This window comes from Granulicella pectinivorans, from assembly GCF_900114625.1.
Classification (GTDB): Bacteria; Acidobacteriota; Terriglobia; order Terriglobales; family Acidobacteriaceae; genus Edaphobacter; species Edaphobacter pectinivorans.
Window position 1 is genome coordinate 3,968,878 of record NZ_FOZL01000001.1, and the last position, 12,450, is coordinate 3,981,327.

Below are 12,450 nucleotides of genomic sequence, written 5' to 3' on the forward strand. Positions count from 1 at the left end.
CTCCCTTCCCGAGCCACATCCGTCTAAACTTTAGTTGATGACCCTTTCCACCCAGCGCCGAGCCCGCCAAGCTGCCGCAGCCCTCTGCGCCCTGGCCCTCATGCTGAACGCGCAGGGTCAGCAAGCCCCCACGACGCCCGTCACCTCCCAGGCCGCCGCGCTGCCCAAAGGCAGATCCCTGGCTGCCTCCGACGCCTACCTCGCCGGGGCCAGGGCGCTCGACCATGGTGATGCCGCGACCGCCGAGCAGGACTTCACCCGCGCTGCAGCCCTCGATCCGAATAACCCGGATTATGCGCAGGCCATCTCCCTGGCGCGTGAGCACCGCCTCACCGAGCTTGTCCACAAGGCAGCCGACGCGCGTCTGCATGGGCACCCCGTCCAGGCCGATGCACTCCTCGCCGAGGCCAGGGCGCTCGATCCCCGCGATCCGATCGTCGCGCAGCACCAGATCGCTCCGCCCCGGCCCGCAGCCGTCACCATCGAGACCCAGCTCCCCAGGGCCACGGCTTTTGCGGATGCCATCGCCATCCAACCCGATAAGACATCAAGAAAGTCCTTTCACATCCACGGCACTCTGCGAGACGCCATCACGCAGGTGGAACGCGCCTACGGCATGAAGGTGAGTTTCGACGAGTCCGCAAGCAACGAGCAGGTCCGCTTCGACCTCGAAGACGTCACCTACGATCAGGCCGTCCCCGTCCTCTTCGCCATGGGTGACGTCTTCGGCGTGCCGCTCGACGAAAAAAGCCTGCTCATCGCCAAAGAGACGGTCGAAAACCACACTCGCTTCGATCATCTGGTCCTCGAAACGATCTATATTCCGGGGCAGACCATCACCCAGTTGCAGGACCTCGCCAATGTCGTCCGCAACCTGTTCGAAGTCAAGCTGCTGACCGTGCAACAGGCCCAGAGTTCGCTCGTTCTACGCACGACCCCGGAGACCCTGAAGGCCATCAACCTCGTCCTCGCCGATCTGCTCGACGGCGGCTCGGAGGTGATGCTCGAACTCAAGGTTTACTCCGTCGACATCACCCATGGCCGTGACATCGGCTTCCAGCCTCCGCAGTTTGGCGCGTACAACGTAAGCGCCGCCGCGGCAGCCCTCGTTCAGGCCAACCAGAGCCTCGTCAACCAGGCCATCTCGCAAGGGCTCATCAGCTCCACGGACTCCGATGTCGCCATCGCCTTCAAGCTCATCGCCTCGGGCCTGGTCTCCAGTTCCCTGCTTTCGAGCACCCTCGCGATCTTCGGCGGCAGCATCAACACCACCACGGGAGCGGTGAGCAATCAGTTCACCACGACCGGCATCACCAGTTCCTCGGTGTTCAACTTCAATCTCAGCCTCAACTCCACCGAGTCGCACGCCCTGGACGACGTCCAGATGCGTGTGGGCGACCGCCAGCAGGCCATCTTCCGCTCCGGCTCCCGTTACCCCATCACGACGTCGACCTACAGCACCCCGAGCGCCTCGTCCCTTGCGGGTGTGAGCGTCAACGGCACAAGCGCCGCCTCGCTGCTTTCGCAATACCTCGGCACCAACAGCACCACGACCATCCCGCAGATCTCCTACGAGGATCTCGGTCTCACGCTCAAGGCGACGCCGACTGTGCAAAAGTCGGGTCGAATCTTCCTCCATCTCGATCTCAAGTTTGAAGCGCTGGGCTCCGGTTCCCTCAACAACATCCCCATCCTCAACAGCCGGACCCTCACCTCCGACGTCACCGTTGCCGACGGGGAATCCGCGCTTCTCGCCAGCACGCTTTCGAAGAGCGAAGCCTCTGCCGTGACCGGCCTGCCCGGTTTATCGGAGCTTCCAGGCTTCCAGGTTCCCACCGAGCAGAACGCCACCAGAGACACCAGCGAGCTCGTCATCCTGGTCACGCCTCACGTGGTTCGTCATCGTGTGGGCGACATCGCAGGGCCTCGTGTCGCCTTCAATCTTCCCCCTTCCCAACGCACCGACTAGGCACGTTGACCTCGGGTCAAAGCCTCGGTATAATTGATCTTGTACGAGCGGGAGTAGCTCAGTGGTAGAGTGCTTCCTTGCCAAGGAAGATGTCGCCGGTTCGACCCCGGTCTCCCGCTCCAAACAAACCTCATCTGCGATACACTCTCCATACAATTCAGGCAGGCGTGAATCCCCATCAGGCCCCGTTTGAGTCGTATCAGATGACACGAGGCGCGGTACCCAAGTGGTAAGGGAGAGGTCTGCAAAACCTTTATGCGTCGGTTCGATCCCGACCCGCGCCTCCAAAAGTTCCTTCCCAGAAAATCAAAACTGAGACGACCCTCACTTTTCAGGTATCCCCCGGAAAGCATTCCCGCATCTCACCTTCCGAGGTGTACCCATGAACGTTCGCAAATCTCTCACGATGCTCGGCCTTGCCACAGGCTTTTTCCTCTTCGCCCACACTGCATCCCCTGCGCAGATTTCGATCCAGTTCGGAGCGGAACCCGTATGCCCCTATGGATACTTCGACTACGCGCCCTATAACTGCGCTCCCTACGGCTTCTACGGACCCGACTGGTTCATCGGCGGCGCCTTCATCGGTGCAGGCCACTGGTACCACGGCCGCCAGGGCTTCTATGGACACGTCGACAACCGCTACGATCCCCATCATGGCTACGCGGGTCCCTTCCCTGACCGCGGTGAGCAGCCCTTCAATCACTTTCACGGCAACGAGGCTCGCGACTTCCAGGGTCATGTCGGGAACGCCGGACACGAAGCCGGCAATGAGCACGCCGCAGGACACGTCGGCGGTGGGGGCGGTCGTTCCGGCGGCGGACGCCGCTAGCCGCTCGATTGCGTTTTACAGAAGAAAGGGCGGAGCCTCCATTGGCTCCGCCCTTTTTCGTGTCACACCTTGAGGAAGATCTTCTTGCGATAGAGCACCCAGTTGGGAATCCAACAGACGCCCACATACACCAGCGCAAACAACAACGAAGCGAACGCAGGTGAGCCAATATGCGCAAACACACCATCGAAGATAAATCGGTGCAGATTCGTGGTCGCTCCGCCGCTCTCGAACCGGATCGCTCCCAGGGCGCCCGCCAGTAGCTCCGACACCATGTAGGCCGTAATCGCATTCGATCCAAAGACCAGCGCAGGGTAAGCCCACTCCCTGCGCGCCTTCCTCACGTCGAAGAGGAAGTAGCAGACCGCCAGCAGCAGCAGCGTGCAGCCGGCTGCGAAGAGCACATACGAGCTCGTCCACATCTTCTTGTTGATCGGGAACCAGATGTTCCAGATCTCTCCCAGCACAATCCCCGACACCGCCGCCGCGAGCAAACCAACGACCTTCGTGACGGCAGGACGCGCACTCCGCAGCCAAAGGCCCGTCAGCACGCCAAGCGCAGCCGTTCCAAGAGCAGGCAGCGTACTCAGCAAACCCTCCGGATCGCGCACCCTCTGGTAGAGACGAGCCGCCGGCATGATCGCCCGGTCGATGACCGCGACCCAGTTGTGATCCATATCCAGCAGAGGCACATCGCGTCCCGGAATTCCATATCCCGGCACCGGAATCCATCGCATGATCACGTAGTAGCCCACCAGCGACGCCACCGTAATCCCCACAAAGACCGCGGCCTTTTTGCTCAGCAGATAAGCCGCCGACATCACCAGGTAGCAGATTGCAATCCTCTGCAGCACGCCATAGATACGCCATGTCGACAGGTGAAACAGGGGAAACGCATTCACAATCAGCCCGAAGCAGAACAGCACCACGGAGCGATAGAGCGCATGTCGCATCAGCGTTCGCTTCGTCTCACCCTTCGACAACCGCGCCTCGGTCGCGAAGACCACCGCGATGCCGACCATGAAGAGAAACGACGGAAACACCAGGTCCGTCAGCGTCCATCCGTTCCATGCCGCATGCTCCAGCTGCGCGTACGATTCCCGGCCACCGGCGTCGTTCACCAGAATCATGAACGCAATCACAATGCCGCGCACCACATCGAGCGAAAGAACCCTGCCCGGCTTGACCTCTTCACGGACCAACGTTGCCATGGACACCTCTTAGCGCATTCGCTCCAGCATCCAGCTCGCGAACTCCCGCCTGCGAACGACACCTGTGCGTATCCCGGTATCGTATCCGAGCGCATGCACATCCGGCCACGTCATTTGTCCCATCTTTGCTCGAGCGCTCGGCCTGCCGCCCAGCGCGGCCACGATCTCGCCTTCCGTCATGGGTGCGTCCCCTTCGCCATGCAGCGTGGTAGCGTCCGCCGTCCACCACCGCTGCGCGCCCCCCATCTGCATCGCGGCAAACCCGGGAGAAGCAACCGGCACATCGTCGTACCAGAACACCGGATGCCCCTTCTGCACGAGGGCTTTCTGCAAACCAGCCATCTGGGTCTTATCCCCATCGATCGCCGCCAGCCCGACCTTGTGCTCCAGAGCCCACGCCAGCGTGGCTCCAGCGGCCTCGCCCGCGGCCCACTCGGTGGGATGCAGACGATACGCGCCATTCGTAATATGCGTCGTCCCCATTGCCTTACCCACCGCCATCAGGTTGTCCACGTCCTTCGCGATGAGCGAACCAAGCGGAATCTCATACGGCTTCGACGCGGACACGAAGTCCTGCCGGTCGCAGCTATGAATATCGATCGGATACCAGCCAATCCCCACGCTATCCGGATACAGCGCCGCCCGCGCACCCGGCTGAAAGTCCACCGCCAGATCCTCCTCGACGATCGTCCGCAAAGGCACGATCCGCCGCGACTCCCGGATGTAAGGATGCTGCGACAACCCATCGTCGCTGCCCATCGCATGCGGCATCACCGCCAGCTCCGGATATCCCTTACCCTCGCCGCCATCACGCGGAACCTCATGCCGAATCCACCATGCAAACCCCAGCGAAGCCCTCTTCGCATCCTGCAAAGCCTTGGCCTGGAGCTGCGGATCATCGCTCAGGAGATTCGCATCGCAATGGTCGTTGCTGCTCCAGTTGATCATCGCCCGATCCTCCGGAAACTTCGCCGGATCGAACCGCGCCGCGTCGATCGAACGCCGGTACACCCAGAACGACCCTGGCAGCCCCTTCTTCGCCTCATAGAACCCGTACGTCAGCAGCTTCCCTTTGCCGTAGTCCACCACCATCGTATAGTGCGGCAGAAAGCTCTCATACTGCGGTGGCTTAACCTCACCCAATCCGCCCTGCGTCGCAGCCTTCTCCAGGATGAACGGATACGTAAAGCTCTGGCTGGCATGCGGGTCCGCGACAACCGGCGCATTGCGCTCATGGGTCTCCGACTGCGCCTCCGCGCCCTTGCGAAAGGGCGTCCCGCTCAGAGGCAGCAACTCCCCAAGCTCGCTCGCCTCTACAAAGTACTGCCCCTTCAGCCTCAGCCACGACGACGTGCCAAAGTCATACGCGACGACCGCTTCGAAGCGTCGTTTGTCTTTCTGCACCTCCACCGGCACAGTGTGAGTCCAGAGCTTCAGCGTGCCTGTGGCAATCGCCGGCTGCAGCATCTCCCTCAGAATCTTTTCCGCCGGCTCCGGCTCAAAGCAAAGCCGTCCCACCCAGCATCCACCTGGGTTCGACATCGATCCCTGGATCGACTGCTCCACGCTCACCGTCTTGTCCCGCCGGAACCCGGCATAATAGGCGCGTATGCGATGGCTCAGATCCAGGTAGCTCGCCGTCCCACCCGTCGTATCGATCCACTTGTTGTCATCGAAGGCCGACACGCCCTGCGACGTGGCCTGCCCGCCCACCCAGAGCGTGGGCTCCGTCATGCAAACCGTATGACCCGCCTTCGTCGCCGCAAGAGCAGCGCTCACCCCACCAAGTCCCGCGCCCACAATCACAATCTCGCAGGACACCTCATGCACCGGCCCCTTGACCGGAACCACCAGCGCAGCACCGGGCGCGCCGTCGACCGACACCTTCATCACATCCAGCAGCCTCTTCGGCTCCTGCGCCATCACCGAAGCACACACCATCCAGACAGCCATCACGCGTACAAGCATCAAGCCTCCCCCAGCTTCCACGGTGTGTTCATCCACACCTCCATCTCCGCGATCGTCCCCGCGCGGTCCGCTTCCTCACACACCAGGAGCATCGAAAGAGAAAGCTCCGCATCCACCGCAATTTCACCCTGCAGCGGACGGACAGCATACTGCTTCCAACGCCCATCGACGATCTCGCCCATCAGCAACACCGGCTTCACCAAGGCATGCTTCGTATGTAGCGTCATCGTCCCGGTTCCCATCGGCAGCAGCAGCACGCGCTTGGCCGACGCCAGCGGCTCGCGGTCGAACGCGATCGCCATCATGTGCAGATCGCTCGAGATCAACGCACTCCCGTTCTCGAACACATCCCCGGAGCTCTCCACCGCCTGCAGGCCCTTACCCGCCTCGCTCACCACCACTCCAGGCAGATGCGTCTCCAGAACGAGCCGCACGCCATCGACCGTCACCGCCTCCCTCTTCGCGCCATGATTCACCAACACCTTCACCTGACGCGCATCCTGCGAGGGCACCCGGAAGCAATGAACACCCTGCCCCTCAACCTTCTCCGCCGGAACCTTCAACGCATTCACAAGAGCCCGATAGAAAGCGTGCCCATATGACTGGTAGCGAGGATCTCCATGCAGCTCGATCGGGTCCGCGGAGAACATCACACGACCCTTGCCATACCCATGCTCGGTCACCACCGGATGTCCGCTGACATCCATCAGCAACGCACGCGCACCCTCCAGCTTCATCTCCATGGAAGGAGCCGCGTCGTAGGCAGGCCACAGACCCTGCGCTACCGTCCCGATTGCGCCCTTGCCGTAGTCGATAGGCGCGTAACGCTCCGCAATGAATCCCACGCCGCAGAGTCGCCGCAGCCGATCCGTCCTCGTCCTCTGCCGCAACGAGTCATAGCTGATGTCACCCGACACATAGAGCTGTCCACCCTCCTTGACGAACCGTTCCAGCCGCTCCACAATCGCATCGCTGGGACAGTATGGCAGCGGATAGAAGATCGTCTTCACCCCCGGCGGAAGCTCCTCTAGAAACTCATCCGTCAGCGTCCCGAATCGCACATTCTCATCCATCAGCAGACGAATCGCATTCAACTGCCCTTCGACGATGCGATGGCCCTGCCCACCCATTCGGCTGTCGCTCGCCAACAGCATCACCGTCTCAGCAGCCTCGTACCGCGGTCGCAACGACCGGAACAGGATCCCGCTATTCCGGTAAAAGGCGCGCACGTCCCGAGGCACCATCTCATTCGGATAGTTGATGCCCCACTCAAACGGCAGGTCCGCCGGATACTTCCAGCACCAGTTCTGAATCTTCGACGCACCCAGCGCAAAGCCATAGTGCGCCAGCGACAGGAAGTAGCTCTGCTCGTACGCCTCCGTGCGCGCCTCAATGTAATAGCCCGTATCGTTCCATGCCGGATGCGTCTTCACGCCGAACTCGCCGACGTTGATTCCCTTCCCGCGCATGCTCTGGTCCAGAAACCGGCAAATCTGCGGAAACCGGTAGGAGTCCTCATCCTTCCCGTTGAAGTAGCCAAAATTCGCCAGCTCCAACTTGCCCAGCGCCGTCAGCAGATCGATCCCCGACACCGGCGACTGATAGAACTCAGCCGTCACGGGATGCACGGTATCGACCTCGCGAATGGAGTCATGCATCGCATTCAACCAGCGCCGCACCAGGAACGTGCGGAACTGAAAATCATCCAGCGTGCGCACGTCATGCCAGTCGCTCGATCCATGCCTGATCGTCAACTTACCTAGCCCAACCTCCGGAGGAGACACCTTCCACGCGGTCCGCAAGGCTGCGTCCGTTCCATACTTCGTCGTCAAAAATTCGTTGTAGAGCTTCTGCAGATCGGGCAGGTTCGGATCGTGCAGTTGCAGATCCCCATTCAGGTAGTACATGATGCCCGCGGCACCGCCGTACCGCTTCGCAAAGGCCTTCACATAGGCCTTCTGGTCGCCGAGATCCACGTCGCTCACGGCCGTGTTGCTGAACACCAACATCCCCGGAAAGAAGATGCCGCCCACCCTCTGGGTATTCAGCAGCATGGCATCCACCCATCGCCACCAGGTCTCCGTAGGACGATGCTGCGGCCCGCGCAGCCCCATCAGGTTCTCATACACATCGATGGCCGAATCGCGACACCCCTGCGCATCCTTCAGCCAAGTCCCTGGATTCTCATCCTGATCGATGAACGTATGCAGGTAGTCGTCCGTCCCCTGCAGAAACACGCTCTTGCCCTCTACCTGGAAGTAGTTCTCGCGAAACGCGACCGCCATCCCGGCCTTCAGCGTCGCATCTCTCCAGACATTGAAGGCCGTCTCAATAGAGTCCAGCACAAAAAAAACATCCATCAACTCCATCCGCACCGCATACTGCTCGCCATCCAACGAACCACGCCACGTCTCTTCGACAGCAATCGTCTCGCCCACCGCCATCACAACCGGACGGGTGACGCGATGCACCAACATCTCGCCGTGCATCACCGAAACCCGCAGCCGAAGCTTCGCAGCCAGCAACCCGTAGTTGCTGACCAACGCCCGCATCCGCACCGCTTCCCCATCGCGATACGTCGCATAGTCCGTCTCAGCGCTATGCAGGTAACACTTCCGCGCCAGCGCCTTCGCCGCGGCCCCGAATGCCGACACCCCAGCCTTCGTCGCGAAGACATCCTTGTTCTCCACTCCAAAAAAAGCCCACGAGCTGCGCGTATAAGGCCCGTGGTGATGGTGCATCAGCGCCCCCGCCGCGCCACGCTTCCTCCCACTCGCGTCAAACGCCACCAGCAATGGAGTCCAGCGCGCATAGTTCATTCCCACAACGCCGCTCGCCGCATACCCTTCGACGGCCTCCGCGCTCTGCACGCCATCCAGCAAACTCCGCAGCCCTGCGACCCTCTTCAGGCGGTAGTCCGCATCGAACAACCCGAGCTGTTTGCCCGTCACAGTCAGCGAATCCTCCGGCCATCCAAACGCCGTGTTGATTCTGACCTGCTCCGCACGCTCCTCCAGCCGGAGATCCATCACCTCCACCGAACCTGAAGCATTCTTCAGTGCCACCTTCACCCGCAGCGTGACGCACCCGGGCACCAGGTAAAACAACCGCTCCACACGCGTCCAGTCCGAAGTGCCAACCGCATCGGCAAAGGTCAAACGAGCCGCATACGAAGGGTTTCCCGCCTTATCAAGCTGCTCCACTCCAATCGACGCCACACCATCGGGAGCAGCCTCGACATCCATCACACGCCACTGCGCCGCAAAGAAATACTGCTTGCCATCCCCGGTCGCCGGCAAGTCGTAGTGCCACTCCGCGCCCTGCATCCACACGTGCTTCGGCACCGTCAGACGAGCCACCGTTCCCGCGACCAATGCGTTCGTCCCCTTCCACCCCACGTCCGCAAACGATGGCAGCACGTTCTTCGTCGCCGCCTTCAGCGTCTCGCTCACAAACCGCCACTGACCATCCTGCATCACCACGGGCGATTGAAATGCATAGCCGCCGGTCGTCAGCAGATCACCTCCATCGGCCAGAAATGCAAGCATCGACTCCCGCGCAGCCAGGGGAAACGTCTCACCATACCCAAGCACAAGCAGATCGAAATGCTTCCGGTTCAACTGCGCCGCATCCGCCATCTGGGACGCCGAAATCATCGCCACGTCATGCGTGTCACCCAGCAGCTTCGCAAGCCGCTTCGGCTCCGTCAAAGCGCCCTTGACCGGCAGCCCCGCCTCCTCGAGAATCGCCGCCCGAGGCCGTACCCGCCCACCACTCCGTACCGACGATCGATGCGCCAGCATCGCCGCTTCACGCGCCGTCATCGTGTCTTCAAACGCTGCGCCCTCGGCACCTTCCACGAAGGTCAATCCACAGAACCAGGCCTCTCCCGAAGCCCGGTACAACCCAGCCACCACCTCAAACCACGCCGTCGTCGGCAAGCACTTCACCGACTGCGTAAATCGCCTCCATCCACCCGTGCCCACGTAGTTCCCATAACGAATCTCCACCGCCTGCTTGCCATCGACAGTGAACTCCGTGGGCCGGCCCTGGAACTCAAACTGCGAGGCCGCGACGTAGGCCCCGGCGCCCTCTTCCGCGGCGACGATCCCGTCCGTCCTCACCCAACCCGACAACGTATACGTAGCTCCCACCACAGGCCCGAGCACCAGGAACCGCGCATAATCTCCATCTGCGCTCTTCACATGAATGGCACCCAGGCCGCCGCGCCCCGCACCCTTCGCCACCGACGCCCCACCGGTGAACTGCCATCCCCAGGCAGACCCCGTCAACCCACCGTCCTCCAGCAGCGAGATCTTCTTCGCATGCTGGAGCGCGGTTCTTTGTAATGCCTCCGGAAGCCATGCGCTCGAAGCCGCGTCCACCCCAAACAGAGCGCTCGTCTGCAGGAAGCGCCGCCTCGAAACCTGACCGAACAGAATGTCCTCACGCAAGCGTTTTACTCCTCCTCACCTTCACGCGGTCTCGCGGAAGATTTACCTTCTCCTTCGCATCCATGCCTGTCGCCGGAATCGTCAGCACAGCGCGATACCGGTCGCCGCGATACATCGAGTGCGCCAGCTCCACGGGATGCCCATCGCCATCCAGCAGCGTACGCGACACCACCAACAAGCTCGCCCGAAGAGCAACGCCGAGCAGCGCAGCCTCCGCCTTCGTCGCGCCCCGCGCCTCGATCGTCTCGTTCGCCGACCCGATCCTCACGCCATAACGATCCCGCAGCGTGTCGTAGAGCGAAGCCTTCGCGAAGTCGACTTTATCGATCTCCGGGAATCGCGTCTGCGGCACCCACACCTGCTCAATCGCGATCGGCTCTCCATTCGCCAAACGCAGCCGGTGCAGCATGGTCAACGGAGCCTGCGGATCAACCTGAAGGCTCGCTGCAATCTGCGGTGAGGCACTGACCGTAGCCGAAGCCAGCACCCTTGAGCTCGCCTTCAGCCCCAGCAGCTTCATCTCCGCGCTGAAGCCCAGCAGATGCGCGATATGCTTCTCCACCTTCGCCGCGCACACAAACGTTCCACGCCCACGCTCGCGATACGCAAACCCATCCGCGGTCAAGCCCTGCAACGCCTGCCGTGAGGTCATCCGGCTCACCCCGAAGATACGCGAAAGCTCCGCCTCACCCGGGAGCGGATCATGCACCGCCAGCTTTCCCGACCGGATCTTCTGCTCCATCTGCTTCTGCATCTGAAAGTACAGAGGCTCAAAGCTGTTCTTATCCAGGGGTACAAACCCATCCCCACGTTTTGTGACTGCTGGAGTTACTTTCTTTGCTTCACGTCCTTGTCTCTTTTTCAAGCGCCGTCTCCTCTGCTTAATTGGCTTTACTCAAGATAACAATCGCGACGATCAAAATGCTTATTCCAGAGAACATCCATGCCAACGAACCCTTCGGCGCACCCTTCCACTCGCCCAAGGTCAGTCCAACGACATTCGCGACCAGCAATCCAGTCGCAAGGCTTAGAGGCCATCCGATCGAGGCGCCCAGCGCACCCAGCTTCGGAGCTGCCGCGCCATACACAAAGATGCTTCCACCCCAAAGCAGAGCCATCACCAGCCCAAGCCCATACAGCCTCCCACCCCCAGGCTGCAGAAACTTGCCCGCACTCCTGTTCTTGATCAGCAGATACGCGCAGAAGCCCAGGTTCGAAACCGCCCCGCCGCCCATCATGAGAATCCAGATCAGATTCGTACTGGCGAACTCCGTCAACCCTTCAGCCTGTCCAAACGCCGCAATCGGATGCGCCAGCGCAAACCCGATATTGAAGACCGCCGACAACAACCCCGATCCCACCACCAACAGAAGCGCCACCGCCATCGGACGCGCCTTCCCCACCAGATCCCCACGCTGCGCCGCATCCCCACTCGCGGCCGCCTTCTCGCGCATCATGCCTGCACGCCCGCACAGCGCGATACCCACAATCTCCACCGCAATGCCCGACAGGATCGCCACGCCGGCCCGCTCATGAATCTTCTCCGGCGTCAGCAGCAACATCGGAATCAGCGAACCCAGCGCGGAACTGATCGCGAGCACAAACGTATTCGCCAGCGCAATGCCGATCGCGCTCACGCTCTGCCCGAACATCACCGCGCCAAAGCCCCACGCAAACCCCGTAGACAACGCGATGATCACCGCATGCCCCGGAGCATGCATCAGGACGTTCCAACTCCCCGGAGCAGCCGACACCATCACCACCGGCAGCACCAAACACGCACCGGCGATGAACACGCTCCACACATTCTCCCAGGACCACCGCCCCAGGAAACGCATGGGCATCGTGAATAAACCATTCATCGCCCCGGACAGCAGGGCCAGCAGAGCACCGAACGCAACGACACCTTCCACGTTGACTCCCATCCACCGCTCTTGACGTACCGCCCGCTTCCGTCAGTACACTATACAACTAGAGATGTTCGACGCAACCCTTTCGTCGATAGAATACGCGCACGGA

General features: G+C 61.5%; 7 protein-coding genes and 2 tRNA genes. 4 read left to right on the forward strand and 5 right to left on the reverse strand.

Annotation, left to right across the window (positions count from 1 at the left end; genetic code table 11):
• Positions 1–37 precede the first annotated feature (37 nt).
• From BM400_RS15950 to BM400_RS15965, 4 genes are all read left to right on the forward strand, one after another.
• Positions 38–1,969, forward strand: coding sequence for a hypothetical protein (locus BM400_RS15950; RefSeq protein WP_089840578.1), 1,932 nt, complete (start codon positions 38–40; stop codon positions 1,967–1,969).
• 47 nt (positions 1,970–2,016) lie between these two features.
• Positions 2,017–2,091, forward strand: a tRNA-Gly gene (locus BM400_RS15955).
• Positions 2,092–2,181: 90 nt separating this feature from the next.
• Positions 2,182–2,256: transfer RNA gene (locus tag BM400_RS15960), tRNA-Cys, on the forward strand.
• Between the two features lie 95 nt (positions 2,257–2,351).
• On the forward strand, positions 2,352–2,798 hold the full coding sequence (locus tag BM400_RS15965; protein ID WP_089840580.1) for a hypothetical protein: 447 nt from the start codon (positions 2,352–2,354) through the stop codon (positions 2,796–2,798).
• 62 nt (positions 2,799–2,860) lie between these two features.
• On the opposite strand, the gene BM400_RS15970 is transcribed toward BM400_RS15965, so the two are convergent.
• The 5 genes from BM400_RS15970 to BM400_RS15990 are packed head-to-tail and all read right to left on the reverse strand — an operon-like array spanning position 2,861 to position 12,356.
• Complete coding sequence (locus BM400_RS15970; protein ID WP_089840582.1) at positions 2,861–4,009, reverse strand: acyltransferase family protein; 1,149 nt, start codon at positions 4,007–4,009, stop codon at positions 2,861–2,863.
• A 9-nt stretch (positions 4,010–4,018) separates the two neighbouring features.
• Positions 4,019–5,977, reverse strand: a complete 1,959-nt coding sequence (locus BM400_RS15975; protein ID WP_089840585.1) for an FAD-dependent oxidoreductase — start codon at positions 5,975–5,977, stop codon at positions 4,019–4,021.
• Positions 5,977–10,431 (reverse strand): hypothetical protein, encoded by a 4,455-nt coding sequence (locus BM400_RS15980; RefSeq protein ID WP_089840587.1) that lies wholly within the window; start codon positions 10,429–10,431, stop codon positions 5,977–5,979. The genes BM400_RS15975 and BM400_RS15980 overlap by 1 nt, the downstream gene beginning before the upstream one ends.
• The gene (locus BM400_RS15985) at positions 10,424–11,296 is read right to left on the reverse strand and encodes a GntR family transcriptional regulator (RefSeq protein WP_141223966.1); all 873 of its coding nucleotides are present in this window, start codon (positions 11,294–11,296) and stop codon (positions 10,424–10,426) included. Before BM400_RS15985 ends, BM400_RS15980 begins: the two co-directional genes overlap by 8 nt.
• A 16-nt stretch (positions 11,297–11,312) precedes the next feature.
• Positions 11,313–12,356 (reverse strand): L-rhamnose/proton symporter RhaT, encoded by a 1,044-nt coding sequence (locus BM400_RS15990; protein ID WP_089840592.1) that lies wholly within the window; start codon positions 12,354–12,356, stop codon positions 11,313–11,315.
• Positions 12,357–12,450 lie beyond the last annotated feature (94 nt).